This window comes from Acinetobacter sp. YH12132 (assembly GCF_013418645.1).
Taxonomy (GTDB): domain Bacteria; phylum Pseudomonadota; class Gammaproteobacteria; order Pseudomonadales; family Moraxellaceae; genus Acinetobacter; species Acinetobacter indicus.
The window spans coordinates 24290-44981 of the sequence record NZ_VPBR01000009.1; the positions used below are offsets into that span (position 1 = coordinate 24290).

Sequence of the window (20692 nt, forward strand, 5' to 3'; positions counted from 1 at the left end):
AGTGTAATGATTAATTGATGAAGTGCAATGACGAGAACGGGCGAGGTCAGATGATGCTTTTCGCCAATAAAAAAAGCCCTCACTTGGCGGTGAGGGCGGAGAGGAAGATCAAACCTGAAAAGACGTTGTCTAAAAAATGTTTAGTGATAACCGTGTAGCTGGCGATATAGCCCTGGTGTCACTCCAGTCCATTTTTTAAAGGCACGGTGGAAGGTACTGGTTTCACTAAAGCCGACCTGTTGCGCTACATCTTCTAGCGTCAGTTCCGGATTCAGCAACAGGTGAATCGCGGCATCACGACGTAAGGCATCTTTGACGCCCTGATAGCTTTTACCTTCGGCTGCCAGACGGCGGCGCAGGGTTTGCGGCGACAGATACAGCATTGAGGCAACATCATTCAAGGTTGGCATTTCTTCGCCAATCTGGCTCTTCAGGACATCACGAATTCGTGAAGTTAAAGAGTTGGTATTTTTGAATTTCACTAATAACTGTGCCGGTGCCGCTTTCAGGAATTCTTCCAGGGTTTCTTCATTCTGGCGAATTGGCAAGTCCAGATAGTCGGCCGCAAAGGTAATTTCGGTACGCGGCATATCAAACTGCATCACTGGGGCGAAGAACAGCGCATCATATTCATCGGCATGGGCAGGGCGCTCATAACCAAAGTGGACACGTTCCAGCGGCAGACGGCGTTCAATTAACCACGATGCCAGACCATGCCAGATCATCAGCATACTTTCAGTAATAAAGTGGTCCGGGTCCATGCTCTTAGGAATTAACGGCACCAGACGGGCTTCGTGTTTGTCACGTTCCAGCGTCACCGACCATTCATCGCCAAACAGTTTATAGAACTGGGAGGACAGTTCTAAGGCATCACCCAAGGTTTTGGCATGGATGATCAGCTGGCACATGATGGCAAAAGTACCTAAGCGGCGGCCTTGAACATCAAAGCCGATGTGCTCGTCCTGAGTCACCATCCACAGCATTTTAATAAAACGGGTATATTGTTCTGGCGAGATTCGCGCTTTGGGCTGGCGTAACAGCTCGGCCTCAATACCCACGTGTGATAATAAGGTCTCGACGTCCATGCCAAGGCGTTTGACACCGGTTAGAGCCGCATTTACGAAGTGGATACTGATGGTATCGCGGCTCATATTAAAGCCTTCTGACTCTTTGTCTTTGGTAATCACGTATGTTTGACCTAAATGACATTAAAAATAAAGTTTTTGGCAATTTACTTGAGTTGTTTTGCCATTTTCACATATTAAATTGCCGAAATGATCAAGGTAAATGGCTGAACATGACATTGTGTTTATGCTTTTATATTTCTAAGATGATGAAAAAATCAACACAAATAGAGTAAAAACTCCAATGTCATACGCTTTAAATGGACTCAAAGTTTTAGATTTTTCCACCTTGTTACCCGGACCATTTGCCACGCTTTATCTGGCCGATTTAGGCGCAGAAGTGGTGCATATTGAATCACCGAACCGTCCCGATCTGGTCCGGCTATTTCCGCCCTATGCCAATGGCCAGGCGACTTCGCACAGTTACCTGAACCGCAATAAACAGTCGGTGACGCTGGATTTAAAAGACCCGGACAGCATTGCACAAATTAAAGCCAAAATTAAAGATTACGATATTGTGGTTGAGCAGTTTCGCCCTGGGGTAATGCAGCGTTTGGGGCTGGATTATGCCACATTGGCAGAAATTCATCCCGGACTGATTTATTGTTCCATTACCGGCTATGGACAAAGCGGTCCTTATCAGGCCAAGGCTGGACATGATATCAATTATTTAGCGCTTTCCGGTATTGCCGGGCATAGTGGCCGGGCACAGTCTGGGCCACCGCCAATGGGCATTCAGATTGCTGATGTTGCAGGTGGCTCACTACATGCGCTGGTCGGTATATTGGCCGCCGTCATTGAACGGCAAAGCAGCGGACAGGGACAATATATTGATATTTCCATGACTGACTGTGTGGCGGCCTTAAACAATATGGCTGCGGCAGCCAGCCTGGCCGGACAGGAACAGCAGCGTCCCGAAGCTGGCCATTTAAATGGCGCGATTTTTTATGACTATTATCGTACCTCAGATGGCCGCTATCTTTCGATCGGTGGTTTGGAGCCACAATTTATGCAAGGTCTGGCCGCGGTCCTGGAGTTGCCACTAATTGTGGAAAAAGGAAGTTCTTTTGATTCAGACGACCGGCAGGCGGTGAAACAGGCCATTGGCAATAAAATTCAATCCAAAAGCTGGGTAGAATGGCAGCAAATATTTGCCGAGCAGGATGTTTGTGTCGAACCGGTGCTGTATTTAGAAGAAGCACTACATTCACCACTGGCCCAGCAACGCGAATGGGTGGTTCAAGTGCCACTGGAACAGGACAGCCCAGACACTGAAGCGCAGTTGGCCTGCCCGATTAAATTCTCGCGCTCCAAAGCTCGTTATGATTTCCGTGGCCAAGGTTTGGGGCAGGGGAACTGGTAACGCGCCGGTCTATAAAAGAGGTTTATCAGCCAATATAAGATGTTTATCCAGACCCAAAAGTGAGGATAAACATCTTATGAAAAAAAATGCTAAATAACGCAAAAAATAATGAAAGATCCAGAAAATAATAATGAATGGCTGCAAAGGCTTGCTTACAGCGCAAGTCCAGCTGACTTATCAATAAAATCGCTATGAAATATGTAAAAAACGCATTTTGTTGATAGATAAAATGTCGCTATCCTGTCGGTCGTTATAATGAAACTACTAGCTGTACGCCATGTATTTATATACTGATTTCGATCAGCAACTGATTAATGAACGTGTTGCGCAGTTCCGTGACCAGACGGAACGTTATTTAGCGGGCAAATTGACAGAAGATGAATATCGTCCACTTCGTCTCCAAAATGGTTTATATGTACAGCGCTATGCGCCAATGTTACGTATTGCCGTGCCTTATGGTTTAATGAGCTCAACCCAGCTGCGTAAAGTCGCTGCCTTGGCCAAGGCCTATGACCGTGGTTATGCCCACGTTTCAACACGTCAAAATATTCAGTTTAACTGGCCTGCACTAGAAAACGTGCCAGATATGCTGGCTGAACTGGCCACAGTTCAGATGCACGCGATTCAAACCTCAGGTAACTGTATCCGGAATACCACCACGGACCAGTATGCCGGTGTGGTCGCTGGTGAAATTGCCGATCCGCGTCCGACCTGTGAGCTGATCCGTCAATGGTCGACTTTCCATCCAGAATTTGCCTTCTTGCCACGTAAATTCAAGATTGCGGTATCTGCACTTGAAGAAATTGACCGTGCGGCAACTGCTTTCCATGATATTGGTGTGTATATTGTACGCAATGCAGCCGGCGAAATGGGCTATAAAATCATGGTTGGCGGTGGTTTGGGTCGTACCCCAATCATCGGTGCAGTGATTAAAGAATGGCTGCCACGTGAAGACTTAATTGCTTACTTGGAAGCAGTGCTGCGTGTCTATAACCTGCACGGCCGTCGTGATAACAAATATAAAGCACGTATCAAGATTCTGGTAAAAGCACTCACGCCAGAAGTATTTGCCGAGAAAGTTGAAGCTGAATTTGCACATACGGTGAAAACCTTAAAAGTCGATGCAGACACCCTGAAAAAAATGGATGAGAACTTCACGCCATTCGATTATCAGGACTATGCAGATGAGGACTTCACCGCGCTGTTTGCACAATATCCAAAGTTCAAGCAATGGTTTAACATCAATACCAATGCACACAAAGTGAAAGGCTACCGTATTGTCACCATTTCACTGAAACGTGCCGGTATTGCCCCGGGTGATGTCACCACGGAAGAAATGAATCTGATTGCTGACCTGGCTGATCAGTACACTTTCGGTGAATTACGTACTACACACGAGCAGAATATTGCGCTGGTAGATGTACCACAAAAAGACCTGTTTGCCTTATGGCAAACCCTGGATCAACACAACCTAGCGCGTGCGCACATTGGTTTCTTGACTGATATTATTTGCTGTCCAGGTGGTGATTTCTGCTCGCTGGCCAATGCCAAATCAATTCCAATTTCTGAAGCGATTTCACGCCGTTTTGATGACCTTGATACCATTTACAACCTGGGTAAACTGGATCTGAACATTTCCGGTTGTATGAATGCTTGTGGTCATCACCATGTCGGCAACATCGGGATTTTAGGTGTTGATAAAAAAGGCGCGGAATTCTACCAGATTACCCTGGGTGGTAATGCTGATCATGATGCCTCAATCGGTGACATCTTAGGGCCATCATTTGCTGCGGAAAAAGTGCCAGATGTGGTGGAAGAAATTTTAAATACTTATCTTGACCTGCGCCAGGAAGGTGAAGAGTTTATTGATACCTATCGCCGTGTTGGCATTCAACCATTTAAGGAGCGTGCATATGCTTAATACCGCACTACAAGTGCTCTCTAAAGATGGCACGATTGCAGACAATACTTACCAAATTATTGGTGAAGATGGCGTGTTACCACAAGGTGATGTGGTTTTAACGGTTGAGCAGCTCGATCAACTTGCTAATGTTTCAGGTAAAAAAGCGCTGTACTTAACCGTAGATGCTTCGCCTGAAACCAATGAGTTTCCGTTAGATCAACTCGATGCCATTTTTATTGAGTTTGCAGGCTTTAACGATGGTCGTGGTTATTCATTTGCAGCACTGCTTCGCCGTCAGGGTTTTGAAGGCGAACTCCGTGCCACAGGTGATGTATTTAAAGATGTACTGAACTATATGAAGCGTTCCGGTTTCGATACCTTCGTGATTAAAGAAGGTAAAGATATTCAGGAAGCGGCAGTCGGTCTGGGTGATTTTACCCATCCTTATCAGGCTTCGACGGCCGTGGCTCAGGCACGTTATCAAACGGGTGCTTAATTTCACCCGTTGCGAAAAACCTCCGTCAGGAGGTTTTTTTGTTTTTGTGCGATAGATTTAGATCAGCATCGTCATCTGGTTTTGCTTTAATTTGGTGCGAATACAACATTGTGGCACAATATGGTGCATTCTGTGAGCAGGCTGAATCATGGCTTGAATCCACAGAAGAAGCACCCAATCATCTTCGTTTTATGAATCTGATTTGGAAAAGTTTAACTATTAGCTTGAAGTGACTTGTCTGTATGCAACATTCTATTCGTATTGGTATTGCTGGTTATGGCAATTTAGGACGTGGTGTGGAAACTGCCATTCAAAAGAATCCGGATTTACAGCTTGTGGGTATTTTTACTCGCCGTGCGCCTGAAACTGTTTCACCCTGCTTTACTGAAACCAAAGTTTTTCATATGGATGCATTGGTTGACTTCCAGAATCAGATTGATGTACTGATTTTATGTGGTGGATCGAAAGATGATTTGCCTAAACAGACCCCTGAATTAGCAAGTAAATTTAATACTGTCGACAGCTTTGATACACACGCACGTATTCCAGAGTTCTTTGATGCTGTAAATGCGCCAGCACTTGCGAACAAGAAAACAGCCATGATTTCGATTGGCTGGGACCCGGGTATGTTCTCTATCAATCGTTTGTTCGGTGAAGCATTACTTCCAGACGGTGAAACCTATACCTTCTGGGGTAAAGGTTTGAGTCAAGGTCACTCAGATGCGATTCGTCGTGTTGAGGGTGTGAAAGCGGGTGTGCAATATACCATTCCCTCCACCGATGCGATGGACAAGGTGCGTAGTGGTTCACGTCCAGAGTTAAGCACCCGAGATAAGCATACGCGTGAGTGCTATGTGGTACTTGAAGGGGGTGCAGACGCAGCCAAGGTTGAACAGGCCATTGTGACCATGCCGGATTATTTTGCGGACTACAATACAACGGTAAACTTCATTGATGAAGAAACTCTTCGTAATGAACACAATCGTATGCCACATGGTGGATTCGTGATTCGTAGTGGCAATACCAGCGATGCCCATAATCAAGTCATGGAATTCTCTTTGAAACTGGAGAGTAATCCTGAGTTTACGGCAAGCGTATTGGTGGCTTATGCACGTGCGTGTTACCGCATGAACCAGATGGGTCAGTACGGTGCGAAAACCGCATTTGATGTTGCACCAGGTTTATTGTCGATGAAGTCACCGGAACAACTGCGTAAAGAAATTCTTTAAGTATTAAAATTTAAACGGTTACTTTAATTGTGATGATAAAAAGCCTCCAAGTGGAGGCTTTTTATTTTCCTTCCTAGTAGTTCTCTCTCCCTTTGGGAGAGAGTTAGAGAGAGGGTAGATCTCTCCCTGGCCCTCTCCTTGTAGGAGAGGATTGGGAATGATTGATTGAATCCCTCTAAGTCTCCCCTTTAAGAAAGGGAGACTTTCAATTAAAGCAACTCAATCGCCACAGCAGTTGCTTCACCGCCACCGATACATAGGGCGGCGATACCACGCTTGCCACCGGTACGTTTCAGGGCATGAATCAGGGTTAAAATAATACGTGAACCGGTCGAACCAACTGGGTGACCAAGTGCACAGGCACCGCCATTGATGTTGACTTTTTCTGGGTCCAGTTTGAACTCGTCCATTGGACACATGGTCACCATGGCAAAAGCTTCATTGATTTCCCACAGATCCACATCTGCAACCGTCCAGCCGGTTTTATCCAGAACTTTTTGAATTGCACCGACTGGCGCAATGGTAAATTCAGATGGATGCTGTGAATTCGAAGCATAGGCAATCAGCTTGGCTAGCGGTTGTAAACCTTTTGCTGCAGCGTTGTCTGCTGAGGTTAATACAAGTGCAGATGCACCATCCGAAATAGAGCTGGCATTGGCCGCAGTAATGGTGCCATCTTTAGCAAACGCTGGGCGTAGTGTTGGAATTTTTTCAATATTGGCGTTGAATGGTTGTTCATCTTTATCGACCACGACATCGCCTTTACGGGTAGACACCGTTACAGGCACGATTTCATCGGTAAAATAACCTTCATTCACTGCAGTTTGTGCACGTTTTAATGAACGAATAGCAAAGTCATCCATTTGTTCGCGGGTATAACCTTTGGTATTGGCCATGTCCTGTGCAAAAGAACCCATTAAACGGCCGGTTTCTGCATCTTCAAGGCCATCTAGGAACATATGGTCTTTGACTTCACCATGGCCCATACGGAAACCGCCGCGTGCTTTTGGCAGGATATACGGCGCATTGGTCATTGATTCCATACCACCTGCAACCACGTAAGTTGCTGAACCGGCTTTAATCATATCTGCGGCTTGCATGACCGCTTTCATGCCTGAACCACACAGTTTGTTAATGGTTACAGCACCGGTTGAATCCGGTAAGCCTGCCTTACGCATGGCTTGACGTGCAGGACCCTGTTTTAAGCCGGCCGGTAAAACACAGCCCATAATGACTTCTTCGATATCGGTCGGTTGTAAGCCAGCACGAGAAATAGCGGCTTGAATGGTGGCTGCACCTAAGTCGGGTGCGGTTAAACTGGCAAGACTACCCTGAAAACCACCCATTGCTGTCCGTGCACCATTAACAATTACGATATCCGTCATCGTTGTATCTCCAATCTGTTTCTAATCAATTCAATATTTATTTTGAGCTTAAGCCCTAGCAGTATAGGGGAAAAATCCACAGAATAAAGCGTAATTTTCATACATCTTTAGACGCATAAGTTTTAGCAGCTATTGGGAAATTCTATGCGTAGAAAACCACGATTACTGAGGAAAATACGCTGATTGGGGGTAAAACCTGAACAATAATAAAAACTGCCATTAGAGCCTAAAGGTAAACCCTGCTGGGCGTTAAATCTGAGACTGGGCAGAGACAGGGCGCCTTTCCATTCCAGGTTACCGTATTTCAGGCGGGTCTTTTCAGTTAAGACAATAGATTCACCTGAATCGAGGCTTCGGTTGCGGTTATGATCGATAAAAATAATAAAACCGCTGTTCCATTGATTATTCTGACATTGCTGCAGATCGGCACTGGGGCAAATTACAATATTGGCGCGATAGGTGAGCGCTTGGGATTTGGCCAGGTTAATACTATATTGCAGTAAATAACGGATACGCTTGGCTTCTTGCTGGGCCAGATATTGCTGAAAATGGGGCAAAGCAATCGCACTGATGATGCCAATAATTGCCATCACTACAATGAGTTCAAACAGACTAAAGCCTGAAGTGTGAGATTTGATCGGGTACATACTAAGTAGACCTATAATTTTTATATTTTTATTATGTTTCTGTAATACAAAATATTGTTTTGTAATATTTTTCTAGGTTGTCATTATTTTTACGCATCTTTCTATAAAGCTGCTAAAATAAAGTGGAAGTGACAATAAGCTATCCACAACAAAAAATTGAGTAAAAATTTACCGAATTACAACGGAAATTGTAAGTAATTTTGTCAATAATTTACTTGATTAAAATTATCAAGCACTTGGAAAAAGAATAAAGTGTTTGTATGATTCAAAGTGACTAGCTTAAAAAGAAAACTGGGGTAAAAAAAGCCTATCTCAGGATAGCCAAAACTTTAGGCTTGAGCTTGAACAACAATTTGTTATCTCTGGAGGATAAATCCATGAAAATGAGTCGTATTGCATTGGCAATGCTCGTAGCTGCGCCTTTAGCAGCTGCAAACGCAGGCGTAACTGTTACTCCATTAATGCTTGGTTACACTTTCCAAGACACTAAACACAACAATGGTTCTGAACACCTAACTTCATCTGCTGAAATGGAAGATGATTTATTTGTTGGTGCTGCATTGGGTGTTGAACTGACTCCTTGGTTAGGTTTTGAAGCTGAATATAACCAAGTGAAAGGTGATATGGCTGAACAAGCTGGCGCTGAATATAAGCAAACTCAAATCAATGGTAACTTCTATGCGACTTCTGATTTGATCACTAAAAACTATGACAGCAAAGTTAAGCCATATGTATTGTTAGGTGCTGGTCACTACAAATACGAGTTTGACAACGATTTAGGTCGTGAAGGTCGTGGTCTTAAAGAAGAAGGTACTTTAGGTAATGCGGGTCTAGGTGCATTCTGGCACTTAAACGATGCATTAGCGCTGCGTACTGAAGCACGTGCTACTTATAACATCGATGAAGACTTCTGGAACTACACTGCTTTAGCGGGTCTGAACGTTGTTCTTGGCGGCCGTTTAAAACCAGCTGCTCCAGTGGTAGAAGTTGCTCCAGTTGAGCCAGTTGCTCCAGTTCAACCAGCTCCACAAGAGTTGACTGAAGACCTGAACATGGAACTTCGCGTATTCTTTGATACCAACAAATCAAACATCAAAGATCAATACAAGCCAGAAATCGCTAAAGTTGCTGAAAAACTGGTTGAGTATCCAAACGCAACAGCGCGTATCGAAGGTCACACAGACAACACTGGTCCACGTGCACTGAACGAACGTTTATCTTTAGCTCGTGCGAACTCTGTGAAATCTTCACTTGTAAACGAATACAACGTTGACCCAGCTCGTCTGTCAACTCAAGGTTTCGCTTGGGATCAACCGATTGCTGACAACAACACCAAAGAAGGTCGTGCTATGAACCGTCGTGTATTCGCGACAATCACTGGTAGCCGTACAGTTACTGTACAACCAGAAGCAGCTGCTCAATAATTTGAGTAGACCTTAGAAAAAACGACTCTTCGGAGTCGTTTTTTTTTATAATGGAATTTTATTGCCTTAAAAATCCCGCAGTCTGGGTAAGATGGATTATGAGCACAGAAATTCCGGATCAACTCCTTCAACTTGAAGCCAATGGTGGTATTTTTGCTATTTGGAAGATTTTTCAGCACTATGGGATTGATCTGGAAATTGCCGATCTGGTCCAGCTGTGCCGGCATAATAATGAAGATGGCACTTTCGGAATTGCGCTAGCAGTGGGGTTGAAAAAGCTGGGGCTTGAGGTGAGCTTTCATACCGATCCTGATCCGCACCAGCACCCGACGGAAGTGCTGTGTTATCAGGAAGCGCAGCAATTACAGATTCCGCTACAGCCGGCACTCAGCTATAGCGCTTTGCAGACATGTGTTGAGCAGGGCCGCTTTGTGATAGTGTTCTATGACACACTAGAAGGCGTGGGGAATCATTCCTTAATCTATTCGATGGATGCAGAAGAGGTCTGTTTCTTTGACAGCTTTGATGCAATGCCAGCACAGGTTTTCGAGCAGCAGCGTCAGGTAGAGGGCATTTGCCGTCAGGCCATTGTGATTGATGACCGAAATTTTGTGATGCGTTATAGCTAAGCCACATTTATCGAGATCATAAAAAAAGCAGTCACTTGGACTGCTTTTTTGTTGAGTGCTTTTAAAGAAAGCTGAATCAATTATTCACGGTCGATCTTCATCGGCTGGACATCCATCTGCTGATAAGGAATCAGCTTGGTTTTGTATTTCCATTTATAGCCTAACCAGATGGCCAGGAACAATAAAATCCCGATATAGGTGGAAAGCACAGCCAGCCACTCACCATCAAGTACCGCCTGATAGTTCTGGCCCAAGACCACAATCGCACATAAAGTGAAGGCAAACCATGGTGCGAACGGGAAGAACTTGGCACGATACGCCAGATCTTCAAGTTTATAGCCCTGAGCAAGATAGCCTTTGCGGAAACGATAATGAGAAACCGCAATACCCAGCCAGACAATAAAGCCACACATGCCTGACATATTTAGTAGCCAGTTAAAGACCTGTTCTTCACCAATAAAGGTGGTCAAGAAACATAATGCAGCAATGGCTGTAGTGGCATACAGCGCATTCATCGGTACGCCACGTGGATCAAGGCGGGCAAAGGCTTTTGGTGCACTGCCTTTACGTGCCATATCAAACAGCATACGCGTAGATGAATACATGCCTGAGTTACCCGCAGACAGGATCGCCGTTAGAATGACTGCATTCATGACGCTGGCTGCAAAGGCAAAACCGGCCTGTTCATACAGTAAGGTAAACGGTGACAGTGCCACATCATCTGTTGCAGCGGCCTGGAGTAATCGTGGATCATCATAAGCAATCAGGGTGCCGATAATGAAAATACACACGATATAGAACAACAGGATACGCCAGAAAATCTGTTTGATTGCAATCGGAATAGTTTTCTGTGGATCTTTGGATTCACCTGCAGCCACGCCGACCATTTCTGTGCCCTGGAAGGAGAAACCGGCAATCATCGCCACACCAATCAGGGCTGATAAACCACCGACAAAAGGTGCTTCACCTTGGCTCCAGTTACCAAAAGTTGCAACATCCGGGGTCATCATGATCTTGGCGATCATGACCAGACCAATAATAATAAAGATGATAATCGCAAGCACTTTGACTAAAGAGAAGAAGAACTCGGACTCACCAAAGCCTTTGACTGTCAGGGCATTAATCGCAAACACCACGGTCAGGAACAGGGCACTCCAGTAGAAACCGGGAATATCCGGGAACCAGAACTTCATGATGAACTGTACCGCAACCAGTTCAAATGCCACGGTAATGGCCCAGTTATACCAGTAGTTCCAGCCTAGCGCGAAACCAAAACCACCTTCAACATATTTGCTGCCATAGGTAAAGAATGCACCTGAGGTCGGATTGTGGGTCGCCAATTCGCCCAAGCTGGTCATCAAGAAATAGATCATGACGCCAATCAGGGCATAGGCCAGTAATGCACCACCCGGACCGGCATTGGCAATGGTCGCACCGGAGGCCAGGAATAAACCGGTCCCGATCGATCCGCCAATGGCGATCATATTTAAGTGGCGAGCACCGAGCTTACGCTGCAGCTGTCGGCTGTGTTGAGTTTCGCTCATCATACTTCCTTAACATTTTTTTGAGTGCTCGCGAACAGCACTTTAAAACCTTGTTGATCTGCCTTGACCGTACACTGGCCAAAACTCTGTTCAATCAACAGGGGATAATTTAAAAAGCGGTTGGCCACAATCCACAGTTCACCACCCGATTTCAGGTGGCGGCGCGCAGTTTTACACAGTTTTTCGCTGGCATCATAGTCGGTCTGAATCCCCTGATGAAAAGGCGGATTGCTGACAATGGCATGCAAAAACAGCGGTGCATCTTCAATGCCACTGACGGCTTTAATCTCAAGCTGCTGCGGATTGAGCTGGTTGTGCTCAAAAGTCATTTGGGTTGAAGCAAGTGCAAAAGCATCTACATCCAGCGCGAAGATACGGTTATCTGGATTCAGCTTGGCCAGATAGGCACTGATAATGCCGGCGCCACAACCAAAATCGGCAATTTTACCCGATGGCACTTGGCTTAAATAAGGTAGGAAGACCGCTGTACCGATATCAAGCCGGTTCTGGCTGAACACACCTGGCAGGGCACAAATCTGTAGATCGCCTTTCGGCGTCGCTACAGTATAACGCTGCGCCCAGTCGGCCAGTGCTTTTTTCTCGACGCTGCAGTCTAGTGTTAATTGCCAGAGTTGGCAATGACGGGCACTGTCGAGTTTTAAGGCTTTACCATAAGGCTGTAGCTGTTTGGCCGCACGTTCGACGCCGCCTTTTTTCTCACCGACCAGAAAAACACTGCTGCCGGTTTGCAGATGGGCGGCAACATTGTGCAGCACATAATTCAGCAGTTCTTTGGATTTCGGCACAAAAATAACCGCCTGATCAAATTCGCCTTCTGGAAAGTCGGCACCAAAATGAACGGGGGCAGTCTGGTTCTGAAAATAGTGGTAATCGTTAAAATTCCATGTCCAGAAAAAAGGCTGGACCGATTCACCGAATTCAGCGAACAGCTGGTCTGTAGGCGCATTGATCAGTAACACACGACCTGATAAATAATCATATTGTCGTAATAGCACTTCGCTTTTAGCATCCATGAGTCGCTCTCCAATAGAAAAACACTGTCCAAGTCCGGCTCAGACAGTGTTTTCTGGACATGAAATTACTTCTTGGTTTCAGGTAATACAATATTCAGAATCAGCGCTGCAATACCGCCGGTCGCAACACCTGAGCTAAAGATATTACGGAATAATTCTGGCAGATGTTCCAGAATTTGTGGCACTTGTGCAACCCCTAAACCCAGTGCCAGAGAAATGGCAATGATCAGCAGGGCACGACGGTCCAGATGAATACCCGATAAAATGTTAATTCCCGATGCGGCTACCGCACCAAACATAACCATCACTGCACCACCCAGAACGGCTTGAGGCACAGCCTGAATCACGCCCGCAACAGCCGGTAATAAACCTAAAATCACCAGCATCGCGGCAATCCAGATTCCGACATAACGGCTAGCCACACCGGTTAACTGAATCACACCGTTGTTTTGTGCAAATACCGAACTTGGGAAGGTGTTGAAGATACCGGCCAGGAATGAGTTGGCACCATTGACCAGCACACCACCTTTAATACGCTCCATCCATTTTGGACCATCCACGGGCTGGTTCGACAGTTTTGAGGTTGCAGTGATGTCACCAATCGCTTCTAAAGACGTGACCAGGTAAATAAAGGCCATTGGAATGAACAGGCTCCAGGAGAATTCCAGACCAAAGTGCATTGGAGTTGGCACTTGTACCAGTGGCGCTTCCTGCAGACCAGAGAAGTCCAGATGACCCATAAAACCAGCCACAATATAACCCACGATCAGGGCAATCAGGATGGCGGAGCTTTTAATCCAGGTCACATTAATCCGGTTCAGGATAATGATTAACGCTAAAACGGTACAAGACATGATCAGGTTATCGGCATTGGCGAAAGTCTTGTCCGACATGGCCTGATAGCCACCGCCCATACTGATTAAACCTTCTTTAATTAAGGTTAAACCAATCAGCAGGACCACAATCCCGGTCACCAGCGGGGTAATCAGTTTTTTAACCCATGGCAGAATTTGTGAAACACCCATCTCGATAAATGAACCGGCAATCACCACACCAAAAATAGCAGCCATAACCGACTCAACTGGTGTACCTGCTGCGACCATTGCAGAACCAATCCCGATGATTGGGCCAATAAAGTTAAAGCTGGTGCCCTGAACAATTAACAGTCCGGCACCAAAAGGACCTACTTTTTTAGCTTGCAGGAAGGTTGCAATCCCCGAAATCACCAAAGACATCGATAAAATCATGTTGGTGTCTTCTTTGGAAACACCCAAGGCCAGACAGATCAACAGACCTGGTGTCACAATCGGGACAATAATGGCCAATAAGTGTTGGAAGGCAGCAAGAAAAGCAATAAACGGTTTAGGACGGTCATTCAGACCATAGACCAAATCCAGTTGCGGTTTTTGATCAGGAGATGAATTAAATTCAGACATAAGTCAAAAGCAAATTAGGCTAGGTGGCGGTATTCTAATCGAGTTACACGTCTTTACAAACTTTAAATCGTCGCTTCTGTCGAAAAAAGTTCGATTGTCAATAAAGTGTCACTACTAAATGAGAGTATTTTTCTGTATAATTTGCCCTCAAATTTAAAGCGTATCGAATTTACATGTCAGATATTAAAACTCTCCGCAACATCGCGATTATCGCGCACGTTGACCACGGTAAAACCACTCTTGTAGATAAACTTTTACAACAATCAGGTGCTCTCGGTGAACGAGCGGGCGAGATTGAGCGTGTCATGGATTCAGGCGCTATTGAAAGTGAACGTGGTATTACCATTCTTGCAAAAAACACTGCAATCAAATGGTTAGATAAACGTACCTATACTGAATACCGTATCAACATCGTGGATACCCCGGGACACGCCGACTTCGGTGGTGAAGTTGAACGTGTCATGTCGATGGTGGATTGCGTACTTCTTCTGGTTGACTCACAAGAAGGTCCAATGCCACAAACCCGTTTCGTAACACAAAAAGCGTTCGCACGTGGTTTGAAGCCAATCGTGATCATCAACAAGGTCGACAAGCCAAACGCGCGTCCTGACTGGGTGATTGACCAGGTATTCGATTTGTTCGACAACCTGGGTGGTACTGACGAGCAGCTAGACTTCCCGGTGGTATATGCGTCTGGTTTACGTGGTGTGGCTGGTCCATCTCCAGAAGAACTGGCTGAAGATATGACACCGTTGTTTGAAACCATCGTAGACATCGTTGAACCACCAGCAGTTGACGTTGATGGTCCATTCCAGATGCAAGTGTCTTCACTGGACTATAACAGCTTCGTGGGTGTAATCGGTGTTGGTCGTATCCAGCGTGGTTCTGTAAAACTGAACACACCTGTAACTGTCATCGACAAAGACGGTAAAACACGTAACGGCCGTATCTTAAAAATCATGGGTTACCACGGTTTAGAGCGTATTGATGTAGATTCTGCATCTGCGGGTGACATCGTATGTGTAACCGGTATGGACGAGCTGCATATTTCTGACACTATCTGTGATCCGAAAAATGTTGAAGCATTACCACCGCTTTCTGTAGACGAACCAACCGTGTCTATGACATTCCAGGTCAACAACTCGCCGTTCGCGGGTAAAGAAGGTAAGTTCGTGACCTCACGTAACATCCGTGAACGTCTAGACCGCGAATTGATTCACAACGTTGCACTGCGCGTTGAAGATACTGACAGTCCTGACCGTTTCAAAGTGTCTGGCCGTGGTGAACTTCATCTTTCAGTTCTGATTGAAAACATGCGTCGTGAAGGTTTCGAGATGGGTGTATCTCGTCCGCAAGTGATCTTGAAAGAGATTGACGGCGAAATGCAAGAACCGTACGAAAACGTAACGTTTGACGTTGAAGAACAGCACCAAGGCGCTGTGATGGAACAAATGGGTAACCGTAAAGGTGAGATGACCAATATGGAAGTGGACGGTAAAGGCCGTATCCGTATTGAAGCAACTGTTCCTTCACGTGGCCTGATTGGTTTCCGTTCTGAATTCATGACCATGACGTCTGGTACCGGTATCATGACCTCTAGCTTCTCGCACTACGGTCCAATGAAACAGGGTTCTGTAGCAAAACGTCAAAACGGTGTACTGATTTCTATGGTTCAAGGGACTTGCTTGGGCTATGCACTGTTCAGCTTGCAAGACCGTGGCCGTCTATTCGCTAAACCTCAGTTAGAAGTTTACGAAGGTATGATCGTGGGTATTAACTCTCGTTCAGACGATATGGTGGTGAACCCAACCAAAGCGAAACAGTTAACCAACGTACGTGCATCTGGTACGGATGATGCGTTAACTCTGGTTCCTGCAATTGAATTCACACTTGAACAAGCACTTGAATTCATTGAAGATGATGAGCTGGTTGAAGTAACGCCGAAGTCAATCCGTATCCGTAAGCGTTACCTGACTGAAAACGAACGTAAGCGTAACAAATCTTAATTTTTAAAATTAAGAAGAAAAAAGAAACCGCCAGGTCCACTTGGCGGTTTTTTTTGTATTAAATGTTCTAAAACTACTTGGAAATAATTGAAAAAAGCGTACATTAAGCAGAAATCAAATCCTAGTAATTATGTATACTTCATCACATAAATAAAGATATATTCTGGAGCGCATATGAGCATTTTAAAAGAATTTAGAGAGTTTGCCATTAAAGGCAACATGATGGACCTGGCAGTCGGTGTCATCATTGGTGGTGCATTCGGTAAGATTATTGATTCACTGGTAAAAGATGTGATCATGCCGCTGATTTCATGGATTTTAGGTGGTGATGTCGATTTCACCAATAAATTCCTGATTCTGGGTGATAACCCGAACAATGTCCAAACCTTGGCTGCTGCCCAGGAAGCCGGTCTGAACATTTTCCATTATGGTAATTTCCTGACCATCTTCATTAACTTCCTGTTATTGGCCTGGGTGGTGTTCTGGTTGGTGAAACTGATGAACAAAATGCGCCGTAAGCAGGAAGCAGAGCCAGAACCGGCAGCAACTCCAGAAGATATTGAATTACTGCGTGAAATTCGTGACGAATTGAAAAAACGTCCGCAGGCGTAATTGAAAGCAAAAGAAAACGGCGCAAAGGCGCCGTTTTTTTATAGAATCCCTCCCAACCTCCCTTTAATAAAGAGAGGAGAAGTCCCTCTTTGCTAAAGGGGGATTTAGAGGGATTAAAAATCCATCCGGAATTTAATTTCCACCAAATGAAAACCAAACTGGCTTTTGACCGGGCCATGCAACACCCGTTCAGCAGCCGTAAAGACCAGTTTATCAATCACTGGGACCAGTTGGCCTTTTTTCACTTCACCGAGTTCACCGCCACGTTTGGCTGAGTTGCAAGTGGAATACTGTTTGGCAATTTTGGCAAAGTCTGCTCCCGCTTGCAGCTTCTTTTTTAGCTGCTCGGCAGTATCTTTATCTTTCACCAGAATATGACGGACGATGGCCGTTTTCATGGGTATTACCTCGCTGTATGTTTTGGCTTGCTGGTTTTAGGACGAGCCAGTTTGACTTTCTTCAGCGGTTGGCACTCCGGGCAAAACACTGAGGCGCGCTGACCAAGCTTGAGGTTTTCCAGTGTGGTTTCACAGTTGACACACATTTCACCGGCACGACCATAGGCCAGCAGGGTTTGCTGAAAATAGCCATTTTCACCCATGGCATTGCTATAGTCGCGTAAGGTCGATCCACCCAAATCAATGGCCTGTTTTAAAATCCGTTTGATCTCCAGGGTCAGCTGCTCAATCTGTTCCAGACTTAAGCTCGACGCCGGTTGTGCCGGGTGAATGCCCAGATTAAACAGACTTTCTGTGGCGTAAATATTGCCCACGCCCACCACCACATGGTTATCCATGATTGCAATTTTAATGCCGACATTTTTGTTTTTCAGTTTATCGGCCAGATAGTGAGCATTGAAAGCATCACTTAAAGGTTCAGGCCCGAGCGTATCAATCAGTTTGCTTTGCGAGTTTTCATCTAGCCAGAGAATGCAGCCAAAACGGCGCGGGTCGTGGTAGCGCAACTGAATATCATCAAACTGGATAATCAGATGGTCATGTTTGCGCAGTTCGGCCTCGGGTTCACATAGGCGGAAGCTGCCGGACATGCCCAGATGCCACAGCATGCTGTCCTGTTCAAACTGGGCCAGAATATATTTGGAGCGACGGGTCAGGTTCAGCAGTTTTTGCCCGACCAGTTTTTGTAGATCGTCTGGAATTGGCCAGCGTAAGCTGGACTGGCGTACCTGCACGGAATGCACGCGCTGTTCTAGCAGCGGCAATAAACTGGTTTTGGTGGTTTCAACTTCAGGTAATTCAGGCATGGACAGGCTTCGGCATGAGGATGCAGCTAATATCGGGTTGAATCTTGAAAAATACAAGACAGAGCAAGGCTGCATTATAAAGTGAATTGCCGTACCGCGCAGCCGGATCAGTCTTGCGGCTCAAACTGAACATTCACAGAAAAATAAAAGCGATTCAGCGTCCAGGTAAAAAAATGTAAGCCTGCACATCATTAATGTTGAAAATCACATGCCGCCCACAAAAAAACGCCAAGATAGGGCAAAACAAAAATGAGTTATCCAGATGAGGAGCAACATGCATACGCCGCAACACATCATCGAGATCTGTCAGCAGCAGCAACGTCAATTAAGTCTGTTTCTCGATTTAGACGGCACTCTGGCCGATTTTCAGCTTGACCCGCAGCACAGTTTTATTCCTACCTCGACTTTAAACACCCTGGCCGAATTATTGCAGTTGGGGATTCCGGTGAGTGTGGTTACTGGCCGTTCCATTGAGATGGCCAGACAGCTGTTACAGCAGTTACCGCTGCCGATTGCTGAGTTACATGGATTACAAATTTGGTGGAATAGTACAAAGAAATTACAACTTGATTTAAGTCATATTAATTATAAGCAGCTCCGGGCAGACCTGAGTCAGGCCTGTCGCGCCTACCCGAATTTACGTATTGAGGATAAGCAGTTTTCGGTAGCCCTGCACTACCGGGAATATCCAGAGCTTGCGCCGGTTGCACAGCAGATTATGGCGGTGCTGCAAGTGCGTTATCCTCAACTTAAGCTCAAGCAGGGCAAGTGTGTGGTCGAGCTTTTGCCTCAGCAAGCGAGTAAAGGTTTTGCAATTAGTCGCTTACTGGAAGCAATGCCAGAAAACAGCACTTTTCCCATTTTTATTGGTGATGATGTGACGGATGAAGATGGATTTGCCGTGGTCAATCAGCATCAGGGTTTGAGTATTAAAGTTGGTGAAGGCGAGACACTGGCCCGCTATCGGCTGGCCAATACCCAAGCGGTGGCGGAGTTGCTGCATTTAATAAAAATACATTGCGAAACAGGAGCAATGACCATCAAAAGAGGATGTGAGGGTAAAAATGTCAAAGCTAATCGTGTTATCCAATCGGGTCAGTTTACCGAATCCTGAAAAAAAAGCCGCAGGTGGTCTGGCGGTGGCCATGCAAGATGCACTGCATGATATTGGCGGGGTCTGGGTGGGCTGGAATGGTGAAAGAGTCGAGCAATTTTCCCAGCTGAAATTCGACTCGGTGCAGCATCAGGGGGTGGAATATCTGACCAGCCCCTTAACTGAACAGCAGTACCAGCAATATTACTGTGGCTTTGCCAACAATGCCTTGTGGCCGGCCATGCATGATCGCAGCGATTTAATTGAATACTCCACAGACGAATATCTGACTTATCAGGAAGTCAATCGCATGTTTGCCGAACAGCTACAGGCGATTGCTGAGCCGGATGATGTGATCTGGGTGCATGATTATCATTTTTTCAGTATCGCCCGGCATTGCCGCCAGTTAGGCATGCATAACAAGATTGGTTTTTTCCTGCATATTCCTTTTGCCCATGAAGCGGTGTGGCGGGAAATTCCGGTGGCATCACGTTTACTGCAAGACCTCTGTGAATATGATGTAGTTGGACTGCAAACCCAGCGCGATCAGCAGCAATGTATGCGCATTTGCCAGACCATGCTCAGTGGTGAGGAAATTCATCCTTATATCCTACGTTATCAGAATAAGCTGACCATGATGAAGAGTTACCCCATTGGGGTGAATCCAGACCTCATCCAGCACGCGGCCGCTCAGCCCTTAACGAGCACCCAAGATATCTTTGATTTTGACTCCCTGGCCCAACAAAAAACTATTATCGGCGTTGACCGGATTGATTATTCCAAAGGGCTGCTAGAACGTTTTGATGCTTTTGCCCATTTCCTGGCTTCTTATCCTGAATATCACCAGCAGGTGGTGGACCTGCAAATTGCCTGTCCATGCCGCATGGATATTCCCGCCTATCAGCGCCTGTACCAGCGTTTAGAAGACCAGATTGCCGCCATTAACAGCCAATATGCTACAGCAGACTGGTTGCCGGTGAATTGCAGTCATCAGACCTTGGCACATGAAGTGCTGATGAAAATTTACCGCCAGTCGGATATTTGCTGGGTCACTTCTTTAAAAGACGGTATGAATTTGGTGGCCAAAGAATATATTGCCGCTCAGGATGCCAATGATCCGGGCGTGCTGATTTTGTCCGATAAAGCTGGTGCTGCAGACCAGATGCCGGATGCGCTGATTGTGAATCCACATGACCGCGAGGCCATGACGCGAGCCCTGAAACAGGCACTGGAGATGCCGCGAGCAGAGCGGATACAGCGTTACAGTCGCTTAATGGATGGTCTGAAAAAATTTGATATTGCCGACTGGCATACTACTTTCTTAAATGATCTGCGCCATAACAGCTTCCTGTATCACTACAAGATGCCGCTTCGCGCCCAGGTCTCGCCGGTGATTCACTAATACGTTAACAATTTTCAATATTTATCTGCCCAGCCACGTGCTAAATCTAAACAGGGTCATCAGTTAAAAACATCAACATCGCCGTACTGTGACTGCAAGTT

18 protein-coding genes are annotated in these 20692 nt (G+C 45.8%); 10 read left to right on the forward strand and 8 right to left on the reverse strand.

Annotated features, from left to right (window positions below):
* Positions 1 to 140: 140 nt before the first annotated feature.
* Entirely contained in the window at positions 141 to 1151 is a 1011-nt protein-coding gene (locus FTU67_RS10015) for an AraC family transcriptional regulator (RefSeq protein WP_034597576.1), read from the reverse strand.
* 217 nt (positions 1152 to 1368) lie between these two features.
* Here FTU67_RS10015 and FTU67_RS10020 point away from each other — a divergent pair, with 217 nt between their 5' ends.
* From FTU67_RS10020 to FTU67_RS10035, 4 genes are all read left to right on the forward strand, one after another.
* Positions 1369 to 2487 carry a CaiB/BaiF CoA-transferase family protein gene (locus FTU67_RS10020; protein WP_016659813.1) on the forward strand — a complete coding sequence of 373 codons (1119 nt, stop codon included), beginning with the start codon at positions 1369 to 1371 and terminating at the stop codon, positions 2485 to 2487.
* Positions 2488 to 2764: 277 nt separating this feature from the next.
* Positions 2765 to 4408 carry a nitrite/sulfite reductase gene (locus tag FTU67_RS10025; RefSeq protein WP_016659814.1) on the forward strand — a complete coding sequence of 548 codons (1644 nt, stop codon included), beginning with the start codon at positions 2765 to 2767 and terminating at the stop codon, positions 4406 to 4408.
* Positions 4401 to 4886 (forward strand): DUF934 domain-containing protein, encoded by a 486-nt coding sequence (locus FTU67_RS10030; protein ID WP_168398942.1) that lies wholly within the window; start codon positions 4401 to 4403, stop codon positions 4884 to 4886. The genes FTU67_RS10025 and FTU67_RS10030 overlap by 8 nt, the downstream gene beginning before the upstream one ends.
* Positions 4887 to 5128: 242 nt before the next feature.
* Positions 5129 to 6115, forward strand: a complete 987-nt coding sequence (locus FTU67_RS10035; protein ID WP_005175800.1) for a diaminopimelate dehydrogenase — start codon at positions 5129 to 5131, stop codon at positions 6113 to 6115.
* 209 nt (positions 6116 to 6324) lie between these two features.
* Here FTU67_RS10035 and FTU67_RS10040 read toward each other — a convergent pair whose 3' ends face one another.
* Entirely contained in the window at positions 6325 to 7500 is a 1176-nt protein-coding gene (locus tag FTU67_RS10040) for an acetyl-CoA C-acyltransferase (protein WP_104470652.1), read from the reverse strand.
* A gap of 122 nt (positions 7501 to 7622) precedes the next feature.
* The gene (locus tag FTU67_RS10045) at positions 7623 to 8147 is read right to left on the reverse strand and encodes a GspH/FimT family protein (protein WP_016659816.1); all 525 of its coding nucleotides are present in this window, start codon (positions 8145 to 8147) and stop codon (positions 7623 to 7625) included.
* A 377-nt stretch (positions 8148 to 8524) separates the two neighbouring features.
* Here FTU67_RS10045 and omp38 point away from each other — a divergent pair, with 377 nt between their 5' ends.
* Both omp38 and FTU67_RS10055 read left to right on the forward strand, forming a co-directional pair.
* Positions 8525 to 9571, forward strand: a complete 1047-nt coding sequence (gene omp38, locus FTU67_RS10050) for an outer membrane protein Omp38 (RefSeq protein ID WP_005175810.1) — start codon at positions 8525 to 8527, stop codon at positions 9569 to 9571.
* 98 nt (positions 9572 to 9669) lie between these two features.
* The gene (locus FTU67_RS10055; RefSeq protein WP_180006861.1) at positions 9670 to 10200 is read left to right on the forward strand and encodes a peptidase C39; all 531 of its coding nucleotides are present in this window, start codon (positions 9670 to 9672) and stop codon (positions 10198 to 10200) included.
* Positions 10201 to 10280: 80 nt separating this feature from the next.
* On the opposite strand, the gene FTU67_RS10060 is transcribed toward FTU67_RS10055, so the two are convergent.
* The 3 genes from FTU67_RS10060 to FTU67_RS10070 all read right to left on the reverse strand — a co-directional run bounded on the left by FTU67_RS10060 (position 10281) and on the right by FTU67_RS10070 (position 14214).
* Positions 10281 to 11744, reverse strand: coding sequence for an amino acid permease (locus FTU67_RS10060; RefSeq protein WP_005175817.1), 1464 nt, complete (start codon positions 11742 to 11744; stop codon positions 10281 to 10283).
* Positions 11744 to 12778, reverse strand: a complete 1035-nt coding sequence (locus FTU67_RS10065; protein WP_016659819.1) for a class I SAM-dependent methyltransferase — start codon at positions 12776 to 12778, stop codon at positions 11744 to 11746. The genes FTU67_RS10060 and FTU67_RS10065 overlap by 1 nt, the downstream gene beginning before the upstream one ends.
* A 65-nt stretch (positions 12779 to 12843) precedes the next feature.
* Positions 12844 to 14214 carry a uracil-xanthine permease family protein gene (locus tag FTU67_RS10070; protein ID WP_016659820.1) on the reverse strand — a complete coding sequence of 457 codons (1371 nt, stop codon included), beginning with the start codon at positions 14212 to 14214 and terminating at the stop codon, positions 12844 to 12846.
* A gap of 173 nt (positions 14215 to 14387) precedes the next feature.
* Here FTU67_RS10070 and typA point away from each other — a divergent pair, with 173 nt between their 5' ends.
* A complete protein-coding gene (typA, locus tag FTU67_RS10075) occupies positions 14388 to 16220 on the forward strand; it encodes a translational GTPase TypA (RefSeq protein ID WP_180006860.1) in 1833 nt (610 codons plus the stop codon).
* A gap of 174 nt (positions 16221 to 16394) precedes the next feature.
* Positions 16395 to 16832 (forward strand): large conductance mechanosensitive channel protein MscL, encoded by a 438-nt coding sequence (gene mscL, locus FTU67_RS10080; protein ID WP_005175830.1) that lies wholly within the window; start codon positions 16395 to 16397, stop codon positions 16830 to 16832.
* Positions 16833 to 16945: 113 nt separating this feature from the next.
* Here mscL and FTU67_RS10085 read toward each other — a convergent pair whose 3' ends face one another.
* Positions 16946 to 17230, reverse strand: coding sequence for a peptidylprolyl isomerase (locus FTU67_RS10085; protein WP_005175832.1), 285 nt, complete (start codon positions 17228 to 17230; stop codon positions 16946 to 16948).
* Positions 17231 to 17235: 5 nt separating this feature from the next.
* A complete protein-coding gene (mutM, locus tag FTU67_RS10090) occupies positions 17236 to 18096 on the reverse strand; it encodes a bifunctional DNA-formamidopyrimidine glycosylase/DNA-(apurinic or apyrimidinic site) lyase (RefSeq protein ID WP_160241577.1) in 861 nt (286 codons plus the stop codon).
* A 274-nt stretch (positions 18097 to 18370) separates the two neighbouring features.
* On the opposite strand from mutM, the gene otsB reads away from it, so the two are divergent.
* Together otsB and FTU67_RS10100 are read left to right on the forward strand one after the other, a co-directional pair.
* Positions 18371 to 19210: a trehalose-phosphatase gene (gene otsB / locus FTU67_RS10095; RefSeq protein WP_168398938.1), complete on the forward strand. Its 840-nt coding sequence runs from the start codon at positions 18371 to 18373 to the stop codon at positions 19208 to 19210.
* On the forward strand, positions 19161 to 20591 hold the full coding sequence (locus tag FTU67_RS10100; protein WP_180006859.1) for a trehalose-6-phosphate synthase: 1431 nt from the start codon (positions 19161 to 19163) through the stop codon (positions 20589 to 20591). The genes otsB and FTU67_RS10100 overlap by 50 nt, the downstream gene beginning before the upstream one ends.
* Positions 20592 to 20692 lie beyond the last annotated feature (101 nt).